Here is a 23915-nt window from a genome sequence, read left to right as displayed (position 1 = left end):
CACGGCGTTCATCACGCCGGATCGATCATTCCGGCTTGATCCCCAGCGTGTCCATCACCTGACCCCACTTGGCATTTTCGTCGTCGATCCACTTTTTCAGATCGGCCGGCGGGCCTTTGTGTGCGAACAGCACCTGGTCCTTCAGGGCGCGTTGGACTTCGGGCGCGTCCATGGCCTGGTTGATGTCGGCATTCAATTGATTGATGACCGAGGCTGACGTGCCCTTGCGCGCGATGGTGGCGAACCACCCGTCGATCACCGTCTTGGGTGCGGTCTTGCTGATCAGCTCGACCTTTTCGAGACCCGGATAGGGTTCGCTGCCGAACGATCCGAGCACCCGCAAGCGGCCGCTTTGCACGAAGGGCAGGATCGGGCCCATGCCTTCGATCACGGCCTGGGTGTGGCCGCCAATCGTGGCCTGGATGGCGGGCGGGCCGCCGGTGAAGTGGACGTGCAGGAACTTGACGCCGGCATTCAGCCCGAAGTATTCGCCGGCCAGATGCGGATAGGAATACACCCCCACGTCGGCCACCGGCAAGGTGCCTGGCTTGGCCTTGGCTTCGTCGATGAACTGCTGGACAGACTTGAAGTGCGAGTCCACCGGCACGGCCAGCACCAGCGGCGCCAGCATGCTGAAGGACACCGGCACGAAATCGCGTTCGATGTTGAAAGGGATGTTCTTGATCGTGCGCGGCACGATGGAAATGGCCGACCCTTGCGTGAACGCAAAGGTGTGATCGTCGACCGGCGACGTGAGCAGATTATTGAGCCCGATCACGCCGCTGCCGCCAGGGCGGTTGTCGACGATCACCGTCTGCTTCCATTTATCGCCCAATACCTGGGCGAGGTGCCGCACGATCACGTCGGGGGCCGATCCGCCGGGAAACGGCACGATCAGGCGCACGGCCTTGGTGGGCCACTTCGCGCCACTGGCGGTCTGCGCGAACGCAGGCGCCATCGTGGATGCCAAGGCAAGGGCAATGCCGTTCTGTACAAACTGTCTCCGATCCATGTCATCCCTTTCTGTTTTGGTTGTAGGGGTGGTTGACGATCAGGCGGCGCGCACCTCGACCGTGAATTCACCTACTTTTTCGATACTGGCGTGGAGTGTGTCGCCCGGCAAGATAGGGGCAACCCCTTCCGGCGTGCCGGTGTAGATGATGTCACCTGGCTCAAGGGTGTAGAAGCGCGAGGCCAGCTCGATCAATTCGGCTACGCCCAGGATCAGGTCGCGGGTGTTGGCGCGCTGGCGCACCTCGCCATTGATCTCGAGCGAGAAGTCCAGATTGCCCGGATCGGGGATTTCGTCGGCCGTGACCATCCAGGGGCCCAGCACGGAATAGGTGTCCAGCGACTTGCGCAGGCTGCGTTCTTCCGGACCGCGGATCGTGATGTCCAGGCCCAGGCTGTAGGCCGCCACGTATTCCAGCGCTTCTTCCTTGCTCACGTTCTTGGCGCGCTTGCCGATGATCGCGGCCAGTTCGATTTCATGGTCGGTGCGGCGGTCGGGCATGGCCACTTCAATGCCGTGCGACGAGCCCACCAGCGAACTGGTGGCTTTCAGGAACAGGCCCGCGCGGTGGATGGTGGCGATCTGGTTCTGGTGATGCAGCGCCGGATCGGTCTGCGCTTCTTCCAGGTGCTTCAGGTAGTTCACGGGCGCCGCGACCAGCTTGCCGGGATTGGCGACCGGGCTCAGGAAGGTGACGCTGGACAGCGGAATGCCTTCGGCCTTGTCGGCTTCGCCTTCGATCGCGCCCAGCAGCTCGGGCAACGCGGCGATGAAGATGTCGTGGGTCGGCAGGGGGTAGTGATGGGCGGGCAGCCGGTCAAGGACCGATGTCACGTCTTTGATGACGTCACCTTGCACCACGCCAAGGCGGTTGTCGTTGAAGCGGGCGATGATGGTCAAGGGATTCTCCTGGAAACGAGGTAAGCCGGCCGCACGGTAACGATGCGGCCGGTGGGTAAAGTTGCGGGTAGAACGGGTTGCATGCTGCGAACTGCTTGATGCCGGTTGCGTGACACCACCTACGTGACACCGGCTGCGTGCAACGAAGCGTTTACAGCTTTTCGCGCCAGAGGCCGAGTTTTTCCTGCACCGGGCGATCGTTGAACGCGAACACCACCGAGTCCGACGCGCCGCCAACGATGCGGTGCGCGGCCCAGCCTGGCAGCGCGAACACATCGCGCGGCTTGAGCGTGAAGCGCTCGGCGGCAGTGCCGTCGGTGCCGAACATCTCGATGGTGATCTCGCCTTCGATCACCACCAGCACGCCGCTGTCGGTGGACTGGTAGGTCTTGCCTTGCCAGTTCGCGGGGATCAGCTGCATGGTGGTGCCCAGCGTCGGGATCGCCCAGTCGCCGCTGGTCGGGTTCACGTAGCGCAGGCACAGGCCGCGATGCGGATCGATGTCTTCGAAGCGAACCATCTGGCCCAGCGCTTCGCGCGTGCGGTCATAGGGATAGTTGAAGACGGGCGACGTGTGCGTCTTGCGGCTGTTGCGGATCGGCAGAAGGCCGCTGCCGTAGCGCGCCAGGGCGTCGCCCTCGGGCCGCGCGATCGTCTGCGAGGCCGACTCGTTTTCTTCACGAAAGCCGGCCTTCAGGAAGGACACCAGCGGCACGTCCAGGCCGTCCATCCAGATGACCGGATCGGTGCCGTCGTGGCCGTGATCATGGAAGGTCCATGACGGCGTGATGATGAAGTCGCCGGGGTGCATGGTGGTGCGTTCGCCGTCGACCGCGGTGTAGCCGCCCGCGCCTTCCAGCACGAAGCGCAGCGCCGACTGCGTATGGCGATGGGCCGGCGCCACTTCGCCCGGCAGGATCAGCTGCAGGCCCGCGTACAGCGTGTCGGTGATCTGCGACTTGCCGGCCCAGCCGGGATTCTCGAGCACCAGCACGCGCCGTTCGGCTTCTTCGGCGGTAATCAGTTCACCCGCTTCGAGCAGCGGGCGGCGGACCTCGTCGAAGTGCCACTGGAAGGGCACGGCTTTCGACTTGGGCTCGGAAGGCACCAGGCCCTTCAACACCACCCACAGGGGCGCCAGATGCTGCTGGTCCAGAGTCTTGTAATACACGTTCATGTCATTCATGGGATCTCTCCGGTTCGGCTCGCGCGCTATACCTTGAACGAGCTGAGCACGTTTTTCGGGAACAATTCCTCGACCGACAGCCGGCGCGCGCAGATACCCTGCTCGTGGCCGAACTTGCAGAAGGCGTCGAGGGTGGCGACGTTGATCTGTCCGCCCGCATCCGGCCCGATGCCATACGGGAAGAAGTCTTCGCCGAAAATGGACTTCATGCGGTTGGCGTATTCGGCCATCCACGCGAACGGCGCGTGTGACGCGGTCACGTCCGACAGCCGCTCCATCGACTGGTGCTTGGCCTGAGTAAAGGCCTTGACCAGGTTCATGCCGACCCAGGGGTGTTCCTGCAGCACGGGGCCACGGACCACCAGACCGTGCATGATCGGGAAAATCTTCGTATCGCGGAAGTACTGTTCTTCGGCGGCCTGGTAGTCGGGCATCAGGCGCACGACGCCCTTGCCCAGGGCCATCGGCGGACGGGCCGACATGACGGCGTCCAGCTCGCCCGACATCAGCATGTCGTTCAGGGATTTGTCTTTGACGGGGTGGTACTGCATGCCCTCGGGCAAGTGCAGCTTGACCTTTTCCGCCCGCCCTGCCTGGTTCACGCCGGACTGCACCCAGGTAATGCCTTTCAGGTCGATGCCCAGATAGTCGCTCAGGAATCCGCGGCCATACACCCCCGCCGTCTGCGCCCATTCCGGCACGCCGATCCGCTTGCCCGCCAGGTCTTCCGGACGCTGGATGGCGCTGCCTTCCTTCACGTAGAACATGGAATGGCGAAAGGCGCGCGAAATGAAGATGGGCAGCGCCTGGATGCCCGGGTCGTCCTGCGAGCGCAGCGCGATGTACTTGCCCATCGACATCTCGGAAATGTCCCACTCGCGATGCAAGGTGAAGCGGTAGAAGATTTCTTCGATCGGCAGGTTCAGCGTGCGCAGCGCGACGCCTTCGACGGGGATCGAACCGTCGGTCACGTCGCGGGTATGGTCGTACGGACCAAGCGCCAGGGTAAGCGGAAGGGGATTCATTAATCGGCCTTGATGTTTGCGGTCTTGATCACGCGGCCCCACTTCTCGGATTCGGACCGGACGTAGCGCGCGAGTTCGTCGGGGGTGCTGGACATGGCTTCCTGTCCCTGCTTGTTCAGTTGTTCGCGGTAATCCGGATCCTTGGCCAGCTTGACCATTTCCTGGTTGAGCCGTGCAACGATCGCGGGCGGCGTGCCGGCGGGGGCGAACAGGCCATACCAGGAACTGGCTTCGATACCGGGGTAGCCCAGTTCGTTCAGCGTGGGCACATCCGGCGCCGCGGCAATGCGGGTGGGCGACGTGACGGCCAGTGCGCGCAGGCGGCCCGTCGGCACGAAGGGCAGGGTGGACACCACGCCGCCGAACACCATCTGGGTTTCGCCGCTGATGACCGCCGAGGCCGCGGGCGCGCTGCCCTTGTAGGGCACGTGCTGGATGTCGGTGCCCGTCTGCATCTTGAAGAGCTCGGCCACCAGATGCAGCGGCGATCCGTTGCCGCCCGACGCGTAGTTCAATTCGCCCGGCTTGGCCTTGGCCAGGGCGACCAGTTCCGACACGCTCTTGACCGGCAATTGCGGATTCACGACCAGGATCTGGTAGCCCTGCGCGACCATGCTGATGGGCGCAAAGTCCTTGTTCGGGTCATAACCCGCCTTGCTCAGGCTGGGCGTCATCGCAAAATTGGCCACGAAGCCCAGGGTGAGCGTGTAGCCGTCGGGCTTGGCGCGGGCCACCTGTTCCGTGCCCAGATTGCCCAGTGCGCCCGCGCGGTTTTCCACCACCACCGTCTGGCCCAGGGTGGTCGATAGCCGCTGCGCCACCAGGCGGCCCAGGGTGTCATTGCCGCCGCCGGGCGGGAAGGGCACCACCAGCCGGATCGGATGATCGGGGTAGCTGTCGGCCTTGCGGTCCGCGGCGCGCGCCGCGGGCGCGTACGTGGCGGCCACCGCCAGTACCGCCGCCCCGGCCACGGCAGCGGCGACGTACAAGGCCAGGCGCACGCGCGCCGACGTGTCCGTTTGCGACCGCGCCGGAAAAGCGTGCGTGGAAGAGGCTGCGTCGTGCGTCATCGGGGTTTGATTCATCCTGCTGCCCGCATTCATGCGTCCATCGGTCATGCTGTCTCCTCCGTCCTTCATTGAAGGGATGCGTCGCGCAGGTCTGTTGCCTGCGTCATATCGCGGTGTGTTGCTCAGTCTGCGTTCATTCGGCCTGGATGTTGGCGCTCTTGGCCAACTGCATGTAGCGCGCCGTGTCTTCCTTGATCAGCCGGGTCAGGTCCTGCGCCGACCCCTTCGTGACTTCCACGCCGGCATTCGACAGGTTCTCTTTCACCTTCGGATCGGCCAGCACCTTGGTCACGTCGGCGGTGATCTTGGCGACCACATCGGCCGGCAGTTTTGCCGGTCCCATCAGGGCGTACCAGATCGAAAAGTCGAAGGGCTTGAGGCCCTGTTCTTCGAACGTCGGGGTATCGGGCATCAGCTCGTAGCGCTGCGCGGTGGACACGCCCACGGCCTTCAGGCGGCCGCTCTTGGCGTACGGCGCCACCAGGTTGGCGCTGACGATCGCCAGCGGCACCTGGCCGCCCAGCACGTCCTGCAGCGCGGGCGCGCAGCCCTTGTAGCCGGCGTGGGTCGCGGTAATGCCGGCCTTCTGTTTGACCAGTTCCATCACGAAGTGCTGCGGCGTCCCGATCCCGCAGGACCCGTAGCTGAGCGAGTCCGGCTTGGCCTTGGCGATCGCAACCAGTTCCTTGACGTTGCTGATCTTGACCGACGGATGCGCCGCCAGCGCGATCGGCGTCACGCCCAGGATCATGATCGGAGTCAGATCCTTTTCGGCGTCGTACGGCAGCTTGCCCGTCAGGCCCAGGTTGCTAACCATGGTCGAGTTCTGCAGCAGCAGGGTATAGCCATCGCCAGGCGCGCGGACCACGTCCTGGCTGCCGATATTGCCGGAGGCGCCTGCCTTGTTTTCCACCGCCACGCCCTGGCCCCAGATCGGCGCCAGGCCCGCGCCGATCTGGCGCGCCAGGATGTCGGACCCGCCGCCCGTGCCATACGGCACCACCAGGCGCACGGTCTTGTTGGGGTAGGCGTCGGCGGCCCGTGCCGCGGCGCCGGTCAGCGCCCCGGTTGCCGCCACCGCCACCAGGGCGCTCGTCATCCAGCGCTTCTGGATCGAAAAATGCATTGCCACGTCAGTCTCCTCGCGTTTGCGCGGTCGGTCCGGGCATCGTTGTGCCCGTCCATCATTCTGTTGATTTCGGCAACGATCCGCTGCCGCTGTCTCACTGGTCGAGATCGACGTTGCCCAGACGCTTGATCCACAGATTCCACGAACGCGGCAGCTGCCCTTCGTTCATCTCGGTGGCCAGGCGCGCTTCTTCGCCATTCAGGAAGGTGATCTCGCCCAGGCCCTGCGCTTCCAGCTGCAGGCGCGCGTTGATTTCGGTGTAGATCGCGCGGAACACGGCCGCTTCGATCGACCCGCCCACCACGGTCGACCCGTGGCCCCGCATCAACACACAATTGCAGTCGCCCATCGACTTGGCCAGCGCCTCGCCCAAATGCTTGTCGCGGATCAGCATGTCCGTATCGCCACCCGCGTCGCGGATCTCGAAGTGGGCCGATCCGGCGCCCAGGAAGCTGGACATGTGGAACACCGGCTTGAGCGCATGCTTGGTGATGGCAAAGGGGATCACGCTCATCGAATGGCTGTGCACGACCGACATCACGTCCGGCCGCGCGCGGTACAGCTCGGCGTGGATGAAGCGCTCCAGGTAGGGACGTTCCTTGGAATCCGACACCGTGTTGCCGTCGAAGTCATAGCAGACGATGTCCTGCCGGCGGACCATGGCCGGCGCGCGGTTGCACGACAGCAGGAACACGCCGGGCTCGGTCGGATGGCGCACGCTGACGTGCCCCAGGCCATCGACAATGCCGTGGTCATACAGGATGCGGTTGGCATAGACGAGTTTGTCGACGAGTTCGGAATCGGGAAGCTGGATGGCCATCAGGCATGTCCTGGAAAGAAGTAAGCGGGAAAGGGCAGCGCGTCAGAACGGGCGGGTGGGTGCTGCGGTGTCGTGTGCCCCGTCCGTGCGCCATGTCGATGTGCTGCGTTGCTGTGTCGTCGTGTTGCTGCGTTGTTGTGTTCTGTCGTGTCGTATTGCCGCGGCCCGATCACGGGCTGGCAGCACGTTGCGCCGCCGCGAAGAATCCTTCCCGCGGCGGCCTTGTGGATGCCTTACAGAACGATGCCGCTGTACAGCCAGTCGATCTCGAACGTGCTGTTCTTCGGCCGGTTTTCGACCAGGCTGTTGCGCACGTCGCGCGCGCCGCCGCCGGCGTGGCAGATGCCGCAGAAAAAGCGCGAGGTCAGCTGGATGCGTCCGGTGCGCAGATATCGAGCATGCTCATAATCGAGCAGCGCCTGATCCAGGCTGGGCACCGTGGTGATCTTGTGCGCCAGCACGGCCGCGTCTTCCAGCGCCATGCATGCGCCCTGCGCCATGTATTGCAGCGTGGGATGGGCGGCGTCGCCCAGCAGCGTGGCGCGGCCCTGCGACCAGCCCGCCTTGGGGTCTCGGTCGTACAGCACCCAGTTGCGGTCCTTGCGCACATAGCCCAGGTTCTTGCGGACGTTTTCGGTACACGGCGCAAAGATGCGTTCCATTTCGTCCGGCCCGATCGTCTCGGTGCGGCCCAGGCGCAAGTCGTCGTTCTCGACCACGGCCACGTTGTTCATGACCTTGCCGCCGCGCAGGCGGTACTGGACCATGTGCAGGTTCGGGCCGACCCACAGCACCACGTCGTCCGCATGGGTGGTGTCGGTAATCTCTTCCATCGGCACCACGCCGCGGTACGCGACCTGACCCGCCACGCGCGGCGCGCCGTCGTCCAGCAGGGTCGCGCGCACCCGCGATTTCAGGCCGTCGGCGCCGACCAGCGCGGTGCCGTGATAGACGCTGCCGTCCTCACAGGTCACTTCCACGCCATCCGCGTTCTGCGTAAAGCTTTGCACACCCTTGGACGTTTCGATGCTGACGCCCGGCATGTCGCGCACGGCATCCAGCAGCATCTGGTGCAGGTCGCTGCGGTGGATCACCGAATAGGGGTAGCCGAACTTGGCCTGGAAATCCGAGCCCAGCGCCATGCGGGTCAGTTCCCGTCCGTCGATCGCATCGATCATGACCAGGTTATTGGGGAAAAACGCGCGGTCCTTCAGCTGATCGGCCACGCCCAGGTGTTCCAGCATGCGGTAGGCGTTCGGCCCCAGCTGCAGGCCATAGCCGATTTCGCCCAGCTCGGCCGCACGTTCCAGCACGCGCACCTTGCGCCCCTGACGGGCCAGGGCCAGCGCCGTTGCGATGCCCCCGATGCCACCGCCCGCGATGATGAACTCGCCGGACGTCGTGTCGGATCTTGTCTCCATGACAGCCTCTCTAGAATATTTTGGGCTATCTTAGTGAGCGCTGCCCGAATTGTTCAATCCAATAGTTTCGATAGAAGGTATTTAAAAAATGAATCTGGATGGCATCGATTTCCAGCTCTTCAAGACCTTCGAAGCGGTCTTGCGGACCCGCAGCGTCACGGCGGCGGCCGAGAGCCTGGGACTGAGCCAGCCCACCATGAGCTACGGCTTGAACAAGTTGCGCGCGCTGCTGCACGACCCCCTGTTTGTCCGGATCGGCAACGAAATGCGGCCCACCCCCGCGCGCAGGCCGTGGCCGTTCCCATCCGTTTGATACTGGAAACGCTGGAAAAAGAGGTTTTTGACACCAGAACCTTCGATCCCGCCACGTCTGACCGCGAAATCCGCTTTTGTATGGCGGATATTGGCGAGATGTATTTCCTGCCAAGAATCCTGCGGTTTGCGGAAACTGTCGCCCCCAACATGACGTTTCGGGTGCTGTCGTTGACGCCTGACCGGCTGGAAGCGGCGCTTGCCAACGGCGAAGTCGACCTGGCGATGGGCTATTTTCCCGACCTGAGCAAAGACAATTTCTTTCAGCAGCAACTGGGCACCAGCAGTTTCGTCTGCATTGCACGCGCGGGTAATCCCCATGTCGGCAAACGGCTGACCGCCAAGCGGTACTTCGACGCGCCCCACATTGCCGCCCATACCGCGCTGCGTAGCATGGAGGTGTTCGACCGGTCTCTATTGGCCTCCGGCGCCGAGCAGCCTCGCGTCAAGCTGCGCGTGCCGCACTTCATTGCGCTGCTTGGCATCGTCGCGCAATCCGACCTGATCGCCACGGTGCCCCTCGAGGCGGCCCACGCCGTCACCCACGCCAGCAACATCCGCATCCACCGCCTGCCGTTCCCTTCGCCCGTGTTTGCGCTGCGGCAACACTGGCACCGGCGCTATCACCATGACCCGGTGAACAAGTGGCTGAGGGAGTCGATGCAGGGCCTGTTCCACGATTTGCTGTCGGAGCGGGGATTGGCGAGGTTTTAAGCCCCCCTAGGCGCTGCGCGCCTCCCCAGGGGCGGCACTGGCGGACTGGCGAAGCCAGATCCGCTGTGCCCTGGATGGGGTGTCTTGGTGCGGGCGGGGGCGTGGTGGTTGGGGGTTGGCTTCTTGGTAGAGGAGCCGCTCTGGGCGCTTTGCGGCTCCCCTTGAGCGGCACTGGTGGAGTAACCCCCCTAGGCGCTGCGCGCCTCCCCAGGGGCGGCACTGGCGGACTGGCGAAGCCAGATCCGCTGTGCCCTGGATGGGGTGTCTTGGTGCGGGCGGGGGCGTGGTGGTTGGGGTTGGCTTCTTGGGGGAAGAGCCGCTCTGGGCGCTTTGCGGCTCCCCTTTGAGCGGCACTGGTGGAGTAACCCCCAAGGCGCTGCGCGCCTCCCCAGGGGCGGCACTGGCGGACTGGCGAAGCCAGATCCGCGGTGCCCTGGATGGGGGTGTCTTGGTGCGTGGCAATGCTTGTTGCACGCAGTGTAGCTGTCAGGATTGTCAGTGGTTCAGCGGGTCGGTAGCGGATAGGTTGTCGTGTTGCCTGCGCATCCGGTGATGGGTGCGTCTTTCGTCCCTTACTGGTTGACTGCGATGACTCACCTTGACCGACTTTTCCCTTTTTGCGGGGCAGCGGACTTTTCGCCTGCTTCCTATGACGCGCCTGCGGGGTGCGATGCTTGGGGTCCCGACTCGGCATCTCGCCGCCGCCTGATGTCGGCGGGAGCGTCGCTGGCCGTGGCTCCCTGGCTGCTGGCCGGGTGCGGCGGTGGTGAGGTGGATGACGTGATGCCCGTGCTGCCGCCGGCGGATGGCGCGCCGCCCGCTACAACGCCGCCTTCGGCCACCGTGCCCGATACGCGCGCCGCGGCGCCGCGGTACAGCGCGGCGGCGGGGGGCATTGGCGAATTCCTGACGGCGCAGGGATGGGACCGGCTGCTCGGCATGGCCGAGGGGGACCCCTGATCCGTCAGATGCAAGGCCAACTGAAGCGCCACGCCGATGCATTCGCCCAGGTCACGCCCACACCCGTCACCTACCTGGCAGGTTCAAAAACCGAGTACCAGCCGGTCAGCCTGCCTGACATGACCGCCGCGCAGATCGCGGCTGCCCACCTGGCCGAAACCAACCTGTCCCGCATCCGCGCCGCCGCATTCGACTGGCGCTGCCATCGACGCGCTGACACGCTGCTCGTCTTGCGCAACATGCTGGTCGCCTGGGCGCGCGTGCACGAACCCTACGGCAATCCCCTGATCGACGAAACGTTGCTCAACCCGGCCGTCGCCTACTTTCACGTGCGCGACGCCCTGTCCGACGCCGACCGCGCCATCATCGAGCCATGGCTGCGCAAAGTCGTCGACCGCAACCGCATCTGGTTCGAACGTATCACCGCCGACCGGACGGCCGGCCGGAACAACTGGATGTCGCACGGCCTGTGCAACGTCGCCGTCAGCGCATTGGCCATCGATTCCCGCGCGGACCTGGACTGGGTCATCAGCGCCACTCGCACTTTCCTGGGCGAACACATCGAACCCGGCGGCGAAACCGTCGATTTCCGCGGCCGCGACGCTTTGGGCTACCACTGCTACAGCCTGCGCGGCCTGGTCCTGCTGGCGCAGGCCCTGAACGTGGACGGCGTGTCGCTGTACGACTACCGCGCCTCCGCCGCCGGCAATGGCAGCATGGCCAATGCCATGGCCTTCCTGATCCCGTACATCGAAAAGACCCGCGTGCACCTGGAATATGTCAACAGCCGATACGCCCCCGACAAGACCAGCCTGCACATCAACCAGCTTGGCAAACCCTGGCAGTTCGACCCCGGCCTTCCGTTCCCCTACGCCGACGCCTACGACCCCCGCTGGGGCAACTACGCCCGCGCCAAAGCCGTGGCCGACACCCCCGACAAGACCTACCTGCACCGCTTCCCGGAATACAACCCAAGCTGGCTCTTCAACGAGGTCACGCGGAGTATGTAGCCCCCCTTGACGCTTCGCGCCTCCCCAGGGGCGGCACCAGCGGACTGGCAAAGCCAGCTCCGCGGTGCCCTGGATCCACCTCGACGATCGCGCACCAGCGCGCTACGCATGAACAGCGACAGGCATCAGCCGATGGGTGGTGGTGGCATGCGTAGTTATATCGATTCAGGCCTGGAGGTCTGGACTTCAATGTGTCATTCGATACTATCCATCCAACACGGCCCGCTCCTCTGCGTCGAAAGACGTACGGGCGGGTTTTCTATTTTGTAGGGTGCATGGCTCTTTACACCAAGCCCTACCTGACGATTGTCCAGCAACTGTCGGTACTGAAGGCTCGTGGACTTTCGATCTCCGCACCGCGCATCGACCCGAGACACCCCCATCCAGACCACCGCGCACCCGCCCGACCCAAGACACCCCCATCCAGGGCACCGCGGGTCTGGCTTTGCCAGCCCGCCAGTGCCGCCCCTGGGGGAGGCGCGAAGCGCCTAGGGGGGCTCTACCTCCAATCGTCCCGATACACGAACTTCGGCATGTGCCAGTCGAACCGGATCGCCAGCAACCGTACCACCAGCCCCGTCACCATCGCCGCCAGCACCGCCACCTGCTGCGGCATGCCCACGTACAGGGTGCCAAGGAACACCAGACCCACCAGCACCGACACGCTGGCATAGAGTTCATGCCGGAACAGCAGCGGAATTTCGTTGCACAGCACATCGCGCATCACGCCGCCAAAGCAGCCGGTGATCATGCCGCTCACCAGCACGATGATTGGCGACAGCTGCATCTCCAGCGCCACCTGGCAGCCGATCACCGTAAACACCACCAGCCCCAGCGCATCGAGCAGCAGGAACAAAGCGCGCAGCCGCCGCATCACCGGCGCAATGAACGCCGTAAGCAAAGCCGCGGCGGCGGTGATCAGCAGGTATTCCGGGTGCTTGACCCAGGTCAGTGGATAGTGGCCGAGCAGCACGTCGCGCAAGGACCCGCCGCCCAGGGCGGTGACGCAGGCGATCACGCACACGCCGACCCAGTCCATGCTGCGGCGGCCGGCCGACAGGGCGGCCGTCATGGCTTCCGCCGTGATCGCGATCACGTACAGCGAGACGAAAAGCATCGCCTTACTCCGTGCGGTCCAGACGGGTAATGTCGGCGCGGCGCCACCACAGCAGCGCCAGTCCGGGCAGGCCGATGGCAACCGTCAGCATGAAGAAAGTGGGCCAGCCGTAGGTTTCGACCAGGGGCGGCGCCAGGGGGCCGGCCAGGTAGGTGCGGCCCACGGCCGACAGGGCCGACAATAACGCAAACTGGGTGGCGGAGAAGCGCCGGTCGCACAGGCCCATCAGCAGGGCCACGAAGGCGGCCGTGCCCAGGCCGCCGCACAGGTTTTCGACGCCGACGGCGGACGCCATCAGCACGATGTTCTTGTCGCTGACGGCGATCAGCCAGAAGCCCAGGTTGGAGATGGCCTGCAGGATGCCGAACAGCATGAGCGACCGGAACAGGCCGATGCGCGCCAGCAGGGCGCCGCCGCTCAAGGCGCCAATGATGGTGGCGCCCAGGCCCAGCAGCTTGTTGATGGTGCCGACTTCAGTGGCGCTGTAGCCGGCCGCGCGGATCAGGAAGGTGGTGGACAGGCTGCCGGCAAACGCATCGCCCAGCTTGTACAGCACGATCAACAGCAGCACGGTCAACGCGCCCTGGCGGCTGAAGAATTCTTTGAGCGGCCCGGTGACGGCTTCGCCCAGGGTGCGTGGCGCGCGGGCAGGGTGGTCCGGTTCGGGGGCGATCAGGGTGGCCAAGACCGACAGGCCCATCAGGCCGCCCATGACGACGTAAGTCGGGCCCCAGCCCAGCCAGGAATCGGCAATCACCAGCGCCAGTCCGCCCGACACCAGCATGGCCAGGCGGTAGCCAAGCACCGAGATGGCGGCGCCCGCACCGCGTTCTTCTGTCCGCAGGACGTCCGTGCGGTAGGCATCGAAGGCAATGTCTTGCGAGGATGAGCAGAACGCGACGAATACCGCGATCAATGCCAGCGGCAGCAGCGATTCGCGCGGCGACAGGGCGCCCATCGCCATGATGGCGATCGCAAGCAGGATCTGGGTCAGGACCATCCAGCCACGGCGCCGGCCCAGTAGCGGCGGCGTGTAGCGGTCCATGAGGGGCGCCCACAAGAACTTGAGCGTGTAGGCCGAACCCACCAGCGTGAGGAAGCCGATCGCCTGCAGCGAGACGCCGTCGACCGTGGCCCAGGCCTGCAGGGTGCCGGTAGTGAGCGCCAGCGGCAGCCCGCTCGCGAAGCCGAGGGCCAGCAGCGGCGCGACCCGCCGGTTGGTGTAAAGCGACGACGCAGCCACCGCCGGGCTATCCGGCGAGGACGGCGGGTTCAAAATATCTTACCGCTACGCCCGTAGTCGAGCACGATCCAGTTCTGCGCGGCCACCATGTCTTCGGCCTTGCCCGACGCAAACGCGTCGTTCAGGCGATTCATGTAGGACAGCAGCTGCTGCTTCGCGGTTTCGGCAAATGCCGGGTCGATGCCCTGGTCTTCGTACAGGATCACGTAGGACCGCGCGAAACCGTAGATCAGGAAGTACGCACCCGCATGTTCCGAGTCGCTGGAAATCAGCGCCAGCGTGCCTTCCTTGACCTTCAGGAAACTGTCGGTCCCCGGGACCTGGGCGGCGAAACGTTGGATCAATTCAGAGAAGTTCATAAACCAAGGGGCAACGGGTAAGGGAATCGGAAAAACGGATCGGGCGGTGGCAATCAGCAATCAGTTCAGGCGGCCGATGCCGCCGTGCGCCTTCGACCAGTCGGACGTGTGCGACAGGAACAGTTCGACCTTGTCGATATCGCCGGGCGTCAGGAAATTGTCGGCCTTGGCCAGCCCGATGATGTCCTGCCAGGTGGCCAGCGCATGGATCTGGATGTCCAGTTCTTCCATCGTGCGGCGGCTTTCGGCAAACGTATCGTAATAGAAGATGCTGAGCAGATGGCGCACCTGCAGTCCGGCGCCGCGCAGCGCCAGGCAGAAATTGCGCTTGCTCTGGCCATCGGTGGTCAGGTCATCGACCAGCAGCGCACGGTTGCCAGCCACCACTTCGCCTTCTATCTGTGCATTGCGGCCAAAGCCCAGGGGCTTCTTGCGCACAATCTGCAGCGGCAGCGACAGGCGGTCGGCCAGCCAGGCGGCGTAGGGTACGCCGGCGGTTTCGGCGCCGGTGATGACGTCGATTTCCGTCAGGCCGATGCGGTTCTTGACGACCGACAGGGCCGCTTCGTTCAGGGTGGTGCGCGCCGCGACCGACGAAATCAGCTTGCGGACGTCCACATAGACGGGGCTGGCCCAGCCGGAGCGCAATATGAAAGGCTTGCCGCCGGTGACGTGGACGGCGCCGGACTCCAGCAACAACCTGGCGACGACGGGCCCGATAGTGGTTTCTTCCATGACTTCTTTGTGTGGCGTGACGTGTGGCGTGAGATTAGACAACTTTTAGCATGCTACCCAAAAGATCCGCGGCTTTCTGTCCCTTATAGGATCGTTGCCACAGATCTTCCACCATTTTCGTATACAGCTCGACTGCCTGTGGCGCGGCAGTCACCTGCGCGATGCCGGTGGTGATGTTGGGCAGCTCGCCAAAACGGAACGGGCTGACCGCCACGAACGACGCGCCCGGGCGTTCGAACACCTGGAAGGTGGCGTTGGGCATGCTGCCGTCGACGATGCCGATCTGCATGTCCATGGGGTGTTCCTGCAGCAGCGCGATGATGCGTTCGACCTCGCGCCGCGCGGCCAGCGACCGTTCCATGCGCACCGAGGGGGCAGGTCGATCCGGCCCACCAGGCCGAAATGGACGAAGCGTTCGATCTCGCGCAGCCCGATCAGGCTGATGATGGGCGGCCGCCGGCGCGAAAAGGCGCGCTTGCGATCGTTCAGCAGTTTCATGACCGCGGCGATGCGCGGGTCGTCCTGATCGGGATTGCCTTCGCGCAGCATCTGTTCCAGATGCGCGGCGTAATCATCGGACGTCAGCAGAAAGGAAATCGGTTCGAAGTGCGCCATGATCCGCGTCGCGTCGGTTTCCAGCTGGCGCATGCGTTCGATGTAGGCAACCGGCGACGTGTAGTACTCGGCCCCGACGCCGAGCAGGGACGCCAGCGACGTGTTCAGGATGACGCCCAGCCGTTCCAGCGTTTCGATCTTGACGATATGGCCTTTCTCCATCCGGTATACGGCCGCGCGCGACACGCCAAGCTGGTCGGCCACGGTTTCGGCACGCAGCGATGCGCCCAGGCGGTAGGCGCGCAGGCGCTCGCCGATGGCCTGGAAGTCGATCGACTGATGGGGAATGACGGCAGTATCCATACACCTAGTCTAAAAAATTAGAAGCGGTTGCGCCACGGCGTTTTTCGATGCGAACCATGGCAGGGCATAAATCCCTCGAATGCACCGGTCAAGTGCTTGGTTTTAGGGGTTTGCCTGGGTTTGGTGCGCCGCGATTGCGGCTTTCGCCACATAAGCGCGCGAAGTATCAGCTTAGATAAAAAACGCTTGAGAAGTAAGAAAAAGTGTCTTAGTCTAAAAAAAGACGAGTCCCCGGACAGGTCCGCTCACAAGGCGATAGGCAACGACGCAGGGTCCCGGCTTTCCCATCTTCTTATTCGATCCTGATATTCGTTTCCCTCGGAGAGTGGACATGAGCAACAACACAGCCAGCATGGCCGGCAAGCCGGGTGCGCCCGCCGCCTCGCCTGATCTGGTGGAAACCGACAGCTACGCGCGCAAGGCCGTCATTGCGTCGACCGTGGGCTACGCGCTGGACGGCTTCGATCTGCTGATCCTGGGCTTCATCCTGGCGGCGATCTCGGCCGACCTGGGCTTTTCCGGCACGCAAGCCGGTTCGCTGGTTACCTGGACGCTGGTGGGCGCGGTGTTTGGCGGCGTGGTGTTTGGCTGGCTCAGCGACAAGTACGGCCGGGTGCGCGTGCTGAACTGGACCATTCTGCTGTTCGCGATCTTTACCGGCCTCTGCTCGCTGGCCACCGGCTATTGGGACCTGCTGATCTATCGCACCATCGCCGGTATCGGCCTGGGCGGCGAATTCGGCATCGGGATGGCGCTGGCCGCCGAAGCCTGCCGTCCGGAACAGCGTGCGCGCATGTCGTCGTATGTGGGCCTGGGATGGCAAGCGGGCGTGCTGGCCGCGGCGCTGCTGACTCCGTTGCTGTTGCCCATCATCGGCTGGCGCGGCATGTTCGCCGTGGGCGTACTGCCTGCGGTGGCCGCCTTCGTGATTCGCCACTTCATTGGCGAACCCAAGATCTTCATCGAAAACCAGAAGGTCGCCAAGAAAGAGAACTCGTTCAAGATGCTGGTGGCTGACGCCGCCACCACCCGAATGAGCATTGGTGTGGTGATCCTGACGTCGGTGCAGAACTTCGGCTACTACGGCGTGATGATCTGGATGCCGTCGTACCTGAGCAAGCAATTCGGCTACTCGCTTACCAAGTCCGCCATGTGGACGTCGGTCACGATCCTGGGCATGGCCTTCGGCATCTGGCTGTTCGGCCAGCTTGCGGACCGCGTTGGCCGCCGCCCGATCTTCCTGTTCTACCAGGTGGGCGCGATCGTGACCGTGCTGGCGTACTCGGCGCTCGAATCGCAATACGCGCTGCTGATCGGCGGCGCCATCATGGGCATGTTCGTGAACGGCATGATCGGCGGCTACGGCGCGCTGATCTCCGAGCTGTACCCCACGGCCGCCCGGGCCACGGCCCAGAACGTGCTGTTCAACATCGGCCGCGCGGTCGGCGGCTTCGGTCCGCTCGCCGTGGGCGCCGTGGCTTCGAAGTATTCGTTCAGCGCCGCGATCGCGCTGCTCGCATCGATCTACGTGCTCGACATCTTTGCCACCCTGTTCCTGATTCCGGAACGCAAGGGCGCCGCGCTGGACTGACCCGTCCGCGCACCTTCGATGCAAGGGAAGGGGCCGCGCGCAAGCGCCGGCCCTCGCCCCGTTTTCAGGACATCCTCATGCAGACTTCCTCCATGCAGGGCCAACCGGTGCAAGACCCATCGCTGCAACACCCGGGCGCGGCAGCGGCCCAGCCGGCGCCTCGCGCGTCGTCGTGCGCGGGCAGCGCATCGGGCTGCGGCGGCGTGCCGGCGCCCGATACCGCCGGCCGCGTCATCAGCAACGACTGGATCAATCGCGACTACAAGCATCTGGTGCTGCAAGCCGACGGGCGCGCCGCGCAGGCGGTGGCCGGCCAGTTCTTCCATTTGCTGTGCCCGGTCACGGCCGATGATTCGCCGTTCTTTCGCCGCCCCATGAGCACCTACCGCGCCGATCCCGCAACGGGTCAGGTGGAATTTCTGTACAAGGTGACGGGCGCGGGCACGCGCGGCCTGGCAACCCTGATGCCCAATGACACGCTGCCAATGCTGGGCCCGCTGGGCGTGGGCTTCTCGCTGCCGCCCGGGGCCCGCAACATCGTGGTGCTTGGCCGTGGCGTGGGCCTGGCCACCCTGGCGCCGCTGTCCGATCTGGCGGCCGCGGCCGGCGTGGGCGTGACCGCGATCCTGAGCGCGCGCGATGCGGAAAACCTGATGTCGCAGACGCGCTTCAGCGGCACCGGCGCGACGGTGATCGAAGTCACCGACGAAGCCCTGACCAGCTCGGTCGACAAGGTCGAAGCCCTGCTGCGTGAACTGCACAAGGCGGGCAAGGCCGACGCCTTCTACACCTGCGGATCGCAGCGCCTGACCGCGTTGATGCAACGGCTGGGCAACGAGCTGGGCGTGCCCGGCGAAGTGGCCATGGAACAGCAGATGGCCTGTGGCATCGGCATGTGCTATTGCTGCGTGCGCGCCTTTCGCGAAGGCGACCACCTGGTCAGCAAACGGGTCTGTTGGGATGGCCCCGTGTTTCCGCTTGCGGAGGTGACGTGATGAATGCAAGAGACGGAGTGATGGTGCGCCCTGGCCTGTCTGACGACACGGTGGTGGACCTGTCGATCGACGTGGGCGGGCTGCGCCTGCAGAACCCGATCATGCCGGCCTCGGGCACCTTTGCCGATGGCCTGGCCAACACCATCGACCTGAATCGGCTGGGGGCGTTCGTCACCAAGACCATTACGGCCGAAAAGCGCAGCGGCAATCCGGTGCCGCGCGTGGCCGAAGTGCAGGGCGGCATGCTGAATGCCATCGGCATTCCCAGCAAGGGATCCGAGTACTTCATTCGTGAGTCCGTGCCCTTCTATCGTGGCTTCACGCCGCCCCTGGTCGTCAGCATCTCGGCCCCCACCAGCGACGGCTTCGCCGAACTGGCGGCGGCCCTGTCCGACGTGCCGGGCGTGGCGGCGATCGAAGCCAATATTTCGTGCCCGAACATCGAAGAAGACGGCAAGGCCTTCGCGATGCATGCGCGATCCACGGCCTCGGTGGTCAGGACCCTGCGCGCCGCCACGCGCCTGCCGCTATGGGTCAAGCTGACGCCCAACACCGGTGAAATCGCCGCGGTGGCCAAGGCTGCCGAAGACGAAGGCGCCGAAGCCTTGGTGGTGGCCAACACCATTCTGGGCATGGCCATCGACATCCGCACGCGCCGCCCGAAACTGGGCAACGTCATGGGCGGCATGTCGGGTCCGGCCGTCAAGCCCATCGTGGTGCGCATGGTGTACCAGTGCCACCGCGCCGTCTCGATTCCCATCATCGGCTGCGGCGGCATATCGACGGCGGATGACGCCGTGGAATTCATGCTGGCCGGCGCCACGGCCGTGCAGGTCGGCACCGCCACCTTCATTCGCCCCACGGCCATGATCGACGTGATCGACGGTCTGGGCGCGTTCTGCCGGCAGCAGGGCATGACCGATCTGCGCAGTCTGATAGGCGCGGTCGAAGACACCGGCTTCGTGCCATTCGAAGCGATGGCCTGACGGCCCGCAGAAGGAAGTTCATGACAGACACCGCCTTGCAGAACACCGTGCGAACTGCCGCCGGACCGGCGTCGACATCCGCGCCGGCATCTCCCTCGCAGCCGGCGTCGACGTCGGCATCCGGGGCCTCGTCCTCGGCGGCATCGTCCTCCGCGGCGATGTCCTTCAGCGCCGAAGACCACGCGCTGGCCGCGACGTTGTTCGACCACGTGCGCGACCTGAGCTTCGACGGCGTGGGCGTGTCCCGTGAAAGCTATGGCGCATCGGAAACGGCCACGCTGGACTACCTGACGGAATGGGCGAAACAGGAAGGCCTGGAGGTCGAGACCGACGCCGCCGCCAATCGCCTGTTCACCTTGCCGGGTAGCGGCGATGCGGCCCCGGTGGTCGTCGGCTCGCACGTCGACTCGGTGCCGCAGGGCGGCAACTTCGACGGTTTGGCAGGCGTCATTTCCGGACTGCTTTGCCTGAAACGGTTGAAGGACGAAGGCCGGCAACTGGCCCACCCCCTGATGGTGGCCGGCATGCGCGGCGAAGAAAGCGCCTGGTTCGGCAAGGCCTACATGGGATCGAGCGCCATCCTCGGCAAACTGACCGCCGACGACCTGGCCCTCGTCAACAAACGCAACGGCAAAAGCATGGGTGAAGCCATGGCCGCCGCCGGCGTGGATGTCGACGTTGTTGCAGCCGGCACGGCCATGCCCTGGGTAGCCAAGGTGCACGCCTACCTGGAACTGCACATCGAACAGGGCCCGATCATGGTCGCCCGCAAATGGCCCACCGCCATCGTCTCGGGCATCCGCGGCAACCTGCGCCACAACAGCGTGGCATGCATAGGCGAACCCGGGCATTCCGGCGCCGTGCCACGCTGGCTGCGCAAAGACGCCGTCTTTGCGGTGGCCGACCTGCTGATGCGCCTGGACGAACACTGGCGCGTGCTGCTGGAACGCGGCAACGACCTGGTGGTGACGTCGGGCATCATGGGCACCGACCCCGCCGAACATGCCGTGTCGCGCATTCCCGGCCAGGTCAACTTCAGCTTTGAAGTGCGCAGCGAAAGCACCGATACGTTGGAGGCCTTCTACAAGGTGATGCGCGACGAATGCGAAGCCGTGGCGCGCCAGCGCGGCGTGCGTTTCGAGTTCGACCGCCGCATTGCGTCGGCGCCTGCCGTCATGAACGCCGGCATTGTGAAAACGCTGCTGGAGACGGCGGGCCACCTGTCCTTGCCGGTCGAAAAAGTCGCCAGCGGCGCGGGCCACGACGCCGCCCTGTTCGCCAATGCCGGCATCCCGTCAGGGATGATCTTCATCCGCAACGAACACGGGTCGCACAACCCGCAAGAAGCCATGGACATGGATGATTTCATGGCGGGCACCAACCTGCTGTATCACGCGTTGCTAAGGATGTAGGAAGCGTTGAAGGACTTGGTGCGCGACGTGCCGGGATAGGGTGTATAAGTGCACCCCACGATCACCCATCGTCCCACTTCAGGATTCTTCACCCCATGCTTCGCGTCATCTCCGCCAACCTCAACGGCATCCGTTCCGCTTACAACAAAGGCTTCCTGCCGTGGCTTGCCGCGCAAAACGCCGATTTTGTCTGCATGCAGGAACTGAAGGCGCAGGCGGCGGACCTGACGGCCGAGATGCTGAATCCCCCGGGCCTGTACGGCTATTTCCATTACGCCGAAAAGAAGGGCTACAGCGGCGTGGGGGTGTACGCGCGCAAGCAGCCAGACCAGGTCATCCAGGGCTTGGGCGTGCCCGAAATCGATGCCGAGGGGCGCTACCTGGAACTGGTCTACGAGGGCCTGTCCGTCATTTCGCTGTACCTGCCGTCGGGATCGAGCGGCGAACATCGCCAGAGCGCCAAATTCGCGTTCATGGCGCACTTCTTCCAGCACCTGGCCGACCTGGTCCGCTGCGGCCGCCAGGTCGTGCTGTGCGGCGACTGGAACATCGCGCACCGCGAGATCGACCTGAAGAACTGGAAGGGCAACCTGAAGAACAGTGGTTTCCTGCCTGAAGAACGCGCGTGGCTGACACGGATCTTTGAAGAGCTGGGCTGGGTGGACGTCTACCGCCAGCTGCATCCCGAAACCACTGGCGAGGCCTACACCTGGTGGAGCAATCGCGGCCAGGCCTGGGCCAAGAACGTGGGCTGGCGGATCGATTACCAGATCGCGACGGGCGGCATTGCCGGCAGCGCCAAGGCGGCGGCGATCTACAAGGACGAACGTTTCAGCGATCATGCGCCGCTGACCGTCGATTACGACTTTCAGCTGTAGGCGATTCCGCAGCGTGGCCTGCTAGCCCGTCGTGCGCGCATGCTGGCGTACGGCCTGCGGCGATACGCCAAAGCCACGCATGAATACCTCGCGCATGTGACGTCCGTCCCGGAAACCGGTCTCCCGCGCGACCACTTGCAGTGGGTGGCGGCTTTGTTCGATCATCAGCCGAGCCGCTTCCAGTCTCAACGCCTCCACCGCCTTGGCCGGCGACTTGCCTGTCTCGGCCGTGAAGACGCGGCTGAACTGACGCGGGCTCAGGCTGGCGACCTCGGCCAGGTCTTCCACACTTAGCGTACGCGCCAGGTTGCGACGCGCATAGTCCAGTGCCACCTGGATGCGGTCGGATTTTGGCGCCAACCTGAGCATTTCAGAGTGCTGCGACTGTCCGCCGCTGCGGTATTGGTGCATCACCAGCCGGTGCGCGACGTCCCGGGCCACACCCGTGCCCAGGTCTTTCTCGACCAGGCCCAGCGCAAGGTCGAATTCGGCCGTCATGCCGGCCGAGGTCCACACGGGACCGTCGGCAATGTAAATGCGGTCAGGCTCGACCTGGGTGTTCGGGTGGCGTTCGCGCAGAGCGTCGGCGAACGACCAATGCGTGGTGGCACGCCGTCCTTCCAGCAGCCCCGCCTGAGCCAGCACGAATGCCCCGGTGCACAAGCCTGCGGTACGGCGCGCACGCGCGCTGCAACTGGCCAGCAAATGGAGCAGTTCGCCCGGGAAGGTGGTGACCAGGGGGTCGAGCACACCCACCACCATCCAGGTGTCGGCGGTACTGCGCACGGACAAGGTCCGGGTGTGCACGGTGAGGCCTAGCGAAGCGCGAACTTCACCGCCTGTCACGGAATAGTTTTCCACCTCGTAAAAAGGTTCGTCGGCGACCAGGTTCGCAAACTCGAAGACGGCCTGGGTACCCAGCGCCATGACCTGGAAGCCTGGTGGAAGAACATAGCCGATGCGGTGCATGGACGGATGTGGGTGGATGTCTGAAAAGACGACTATATACGTCATTTACGCCATTCAGCCGAATTGGGAAGATTCCACCCATCGCAACCACTCAATGCACGGGAACCCCACCATGACATCATTCCAGCCTGGCACCGCCCTCATTACCGGCGCTTCCAGCGGCATCGGCGCCCTGTATGCCGACCGGCTCGCTCAAGGCGGTTACGACCTGGTTCTGGTCGCCCGGAACGTGGAGCGTTTGAAGGCGCTGGCCAACGACATTCGTACCCGCACGGGTCGCGCGGTTGAAGTGTTCCCCGCCGACCTGAACGACGCTGTTTCACTGGCCAAAGTAGAAGCCAAGCTTCGCCAGGACGCCGGCATTACGCTGCTGGTCAACAACGCCGGCAGCGGAACGCACACCCCTTTGCTGGACAGCGACGTGGAGCAGATGTCACGCATGATCGACCTCAACGTAACGGCGCTGACGCGGCTGACGTACGCAGCCGCCCCGGGCTTCGTGGCACGCGGCAGCGGAGCGATCATCAACATTTCGTCCATTGTCGCCATCTCGCCCGAGACGCTGAACGGCGTATACGGTGGCAGCAAAGCCTTCGTGCTGGCGTTCAGCCAATCCCTGCGGCACGAGCTGGCCGACAAGGGCGTGCGCGTGCAGGCCGTGCTGCCTGGCGCCACCGCCACAGACTTCTGGGCAACAGGCGGACTGCCGGTGGAGCACCTTCCGGCGGAGATCGTGATGCGCGCCGAAGACTTGGTTGATGCGGCGCTGCTGGGGTTCGAGCGGGGCGAGGCCGTGACCATTCCGTCGCTGCATCAGGTCGAGGAGTGGAACGCCTACGAAGCGGCGCGGCATACCATGGCGCCGCACTTGTCCAGCAATACCCCGGCGCCACGCTATCGTGCCGCTGTGTGATATCGCGCGACTCCCGCGCAAGCAACGCCTGATCGATCCACGGCATGCTTCGCGGTCTGATCGGCCCGCGGCGTCGCCGCGGGTCGGCAGACGACCGGCTTTGCGTGCGGCTTCAGCCAGCCGTCAGAGACAGCTGCAAGGCGGCGCCTTACGGTAAAGATTGCTTCCAGGACCCGAAAAATCCCCGCTGGACGCGACGCGGACGGGCAAATGTTGTAAGGTACGCGCCAGTCTCCGTCA

At 64.6% G+C, this 23915-nt stretch carries 24 protein-coding genes and 1 pseudogene; 10 read left to right on the top strand and 15 right to left on the bottom strand.

Features of this window, described 5'->3' with window-relative positions:
• Positions 1-25: 25 nt before the first annotated feature.
• From ACNANG_RS11005 to ACNANG_RS10970, 8 genes are all read right to left on the bottom strand, one after another.
• Complete coding sequence (locus ACNANG_RS11005; protein ID WP_420227193.1) at positions 26-1012, bottom strand: Bug family tripartite tricarboxylate transporter substrate binding protein; 987 nt, start codon at positions 1010-1012, stop codon at positions 26-28.
• Positions 1013-1051: 39 nt separating this feature from the next.
• A complete protein-coding gene (locus ACNANG_RS11000; RefSeq protein WP_420227192.1) occupies positions 1052-1912 on the bottom strand; it encodes a fumarylacetoacetate hydrolase family protein in 861 nt (286 codons plus the stop codon).
• 151 nt (positions 1913-2063) lie between these two features.
• Positions 2064-3098: a gentisate 1,2-dioxygenase gene (gene gtdA, locus ACNANG_RS10995; protein ID WP_420227191.1), complete on the bottom strand. Its 1035-nt coding sequence runs from the start codon at positions 3096-3098 to the stop codon at positions 2064-2066.
• Positions 3099-3124: 26 nt separating this feature from the next.
• Complete coding sequence (locus ACNANG_RS10990; RefSeq protein WP_420227190.1) at positions 3125-4123, bottom strand: 4,5-dihydroxyphthalate decarboxylase; 999 nt, start codon at positions 4121-4123, stop codon at positions 3125-3127.
• Positions 4123-5241: a Bug family tripartite tricarboxylate transporter substrate binding protein gene (locus ACNANG_RS10985; protein WP_420227189.1), complete on the bottom strand. Its 1119-nt coding sequence runs from the start codon at positions 5239-5241 to the stop codon at positions 4123-4125. The genes ACNANG_RS10990 and ACNANG_RS10985 overlap by 1 nt, the downstream gene beginning before the upstream one ends.
• Before the next feature lie 85 nt (positions 5242-5326).
• A complete protein-coding gene (locus ACNANG_RS10980; protein WP_420227515.1) occupies positions 5327-6319 on the bottom strand; it encodes a Bug family tripartite tricarboxylate transporter substrate binding protein in 993 nt (330 codons plus the stop codon).
• Between the two features lie 97 nt (positions 6320-6416).
• A complete protein-coding gene (locus tag ACNANG_RS10975; protein ID WP_420227188.1) occupies positions 6417-7142 on the bottom strand; it encodes a class II aldolase/adducin family protein in 726 nt (241 codons plus the stop codon).
• A 233-nt stretch (positions 7143-7375) separates the two neighbouring features.
• On the bottom strand, positions 7376-8563 hold the full coding sequence (locus tag ACNANG_RS10970; RefSeq protein ID WP_420227187.1) for an FAD-dependent monooxygenase: 1188 nt from the start codon (positions 8561-8563) through the stop codon (positions 7376-7378).
• Positions 8564-8651: 88 nt separating this feature from the next.
• Between ACNANG_RS10970 and ACNANG_RS10965 the strand changes: the two genes are divergently transcribed.
• The 4 genes from ACNANG_RS10965 to ACNANG_RS10950 all read left to right on the top strand — a co-directional run bounded on the left by ACNANG_RS10965 (position 8652) and on the right by ACNANG_RS10950 (position 11559).
• Complete coding sequence (locus tag ACNANG_RS10965; protein WP_420227186.1) at positions 8652-8876, top strand: helix-turn-helix domain-containing protein; 225 nt, start codon at positions 8652-8654, stop codon at positions 8874-8876.
• Positions 8855-9589 carry a LysR substrate-binding domain-containing protein gene (locus ACNANG_RS10960; protein ID WP_420227185.1) on the top strand — a complete coding sequence of 245 codons (735 nt, stop codon included), beginning with the start codon at positions 8855-8857 and terminating at the stop codon, positions 9587-9589. Before ACNANG_RS10965 ends, ACNANG_RS10960 begins: the two co-directional genes overlap by 22 nt.
• Positions 9590-10297: 708 nt before the next feature.
• Positions 10298-10549 carry a hypothetical protein gene (locus ACNANG_RS10955; protein WP_420227184.1) on the top strand — a complete coding sequence of 84 codons (252 nt, stop codon included), beginning with the start codon at positions 10298-10300 and terminating at the stop codon, positions 10547-10549.
• An 8-nt stretch (positions 10550-10557) separates the two neighbouring features.
• Positions 10558-11559 (top strand): alginate lyase family protein, encoded by a 1002-nt coding sequence (locus ACNANG_RS10950; protein ID WP_420227183.1) that lies wholly within the window; start codon positions 10558-10560, stop codon positions 11557-11559.
• 499 nt (positions 11560-12058) lie between these two features.
• Here the strand turns inward: ACNANG_RS10950 and ACNANG_RS10945 are convergent, their stop codons facing one another.
• The 6 genes and pseudogenes from ACNANG_RS10945 to ACNANG_RS10920 form a co-directional block, all read right to left on the bottom strand.
• The gene (locus ACNANG_RS10945) at positions 12059-12676 is read right to left on the bottom strand and encodes a trimeric intracellular cation channel family protein (RefSeq protein WP_420227182.1); all 618 of its coding nucleotides are present in this window, start codon (positions 12674-12676) and stop codon (positions 12059-12061) included.
• Between the two features lie 4 nt (positions 12677-12680).
• Positions 12681-13952 carry a muropeptide transporter gene (locus ACNANG_RS10940; RefSeq protein ID WP_420227181.1) on the bottom strand — a complete coding sequence of 424 codons (1272 nt, stop codon included), beginning with the start codon at positions 13950-13952 and terminating at the stop codon, positions 12681-12683.
• Complete coding sequence (locus tag ACNANG_RS10935) at positions 13949-14263, bottom strand: hypothetical protein (RefSeq protein WP_420227180.1); 315 nt, start codon at positions 14261-14263, stop codon at positions 13949-13951. Before ACNANG_RS10935 ends, ACNANG_RS10940 begins: the two co-directional genes overlap by 4 nt.
• A 75-nt stretch (positions 14264-14338) precedes the next feature.
• Entirely contained in the window at positions 14339-15013 is a 675-nt protein-coding gene (locus ACNANG_RS10930) for an orotate phosphoribosyltransferase (protein WP_420227179.1), read from the bottom strand.
• A 34-nt stretch (positions 15014-15047) separates the two neighbouring features.
• The gene (locus ACNANG_RS10925) at positions 15048-15374 is read right to left on the bottom strand and encodes a hypothetical protein (RefSeq protein ID WP_420227694.1); all 327 of its coding nucleotides are present in this window, start codon (positions 15372-15374) and stop codon (positions 15048-15050) included.
• A gap of 404 nt (positions 15375-15778) precedes the next feature.
• Positions 15779-15931: pseudogene (locus tag ACNANG_RS10920) on the bottom strand (helix-turn-helix domain-containing protein); the annotation flags it as partial.
• A 352-nt stretch (positions 15932-16283) separates the two neighbouring features.
• Here ACNANG_RS10920 and ACNANG_RS10915 point away from each other — a divergent pair.
• The 5 genes from ACNANG_RS10915 (at position 16284) to ACNANG_RS10895 (ending at position 21793) form a co-directional block, all read left to right on the top strand.
• Positions 16284-17522 carry an MFS transporter gene (locus ACNANG_RS10915; protein ID WP_420227514.1) on the top strand — a complete coding sequence of 413 codons (1239 nt, stop codon included), beginning with the start codon at positions 16284-16286 and terminating at the stop codon, positions 17520-17522.
• A gap of 77 nt (positions 17523-17599) precedes the next feature.
• Positions 17600-18517: a dihydroorotate dehydrogenase electron transfer subunit gene (locus ACNANG_RS10910; protein WP_420227178.1), complete on the top strand. Its 918-nt coding sequence runs from the start codon at positions 17600-17602 to the stop codon at positions 18515-18517.
• Positions 18517-19503, top strand: coding sequence for a dihydroorotate dehydrogenase (locus ACNANG_RS10905; protein ID WP_420227177.1), 987 nt, complete (start codon positions 18517-18519; stop codon positions 19501-19503). Before ACNANG_RS10910 ends, ACNANG_RS10905 begins: the two co-directional genes overlap by 1 nt.
• 158 nt (positions 19504-19661) lie before the next feature.
• Entirely contained in the window at positions 19662-20915 is a 1254-nt protein-coding gene (locus ACNANG_RS10900) for a hydantoinase/carbamoylase family amidase (protein WP_420227513.1), read from the top strand.
• 95 nt (positions 20916-21010) lie between these two features.
• A complete protein-coding gene (locus ACNANG_RS10895) occupies positions 21011-21793 on the top strand; it encodes an exodeoxyribonuclease III (protein ID WP_420227176.1) in 783 nt (260 codons plus the stop codon).
• Between the two features lie 21 nt (positions 21794-21814).
• Here the strand turns inward: ACNANG_RS10895 and ACNANG_RS10890 are convergent, their stop codons facing one another.
• Positions 21815-22762, bottom strand: coding sequence for a GlxA family transcriptional regulator (locus ACNANG_RS10890; RefSeq protein WP_420227512.1), 948 nt, complete (start codon positions 22760-22762; stop codon positions 21815-21817).
• Positions 22763-22874: 112 nt separating this feature from the next.
• Here ACNANG_RS10890 and ACNANG_RS10885 point away from each other — a divergent pair, with 112 nt between their 5' ends.
• Positions 22875-23675 carry an SDR family NAD(P)-dependent oxidoreductase gene (locus ACNANG_RS10885; RefSeq protein WP_420227175.1) on the top strand — a complete coding sequence of 267 codons (801 nt, stop codon included), beginning with the start codon at positions 22875-22877 and terminating at the stop codon, positions 23673-23675.
• Positions 23676-23915: the final 240 nt, after the last annotated feature.

This window comes from Pigmentiphaga litoralis, from assembly GCF_048632615.1.
GTDB classification, from domain to species: Bacteria; Pseudomonadota; Gammaproteobacteria; order Burkholderiales; family Burkholderiaceae_B; genus Pigmentiphaga; species Pigmentiphaga litoralis_B.
Note: the sequence above shows the minus strand (reverse complement) of the source record. Positions and strands in the feature narration are given on the sequence as shown.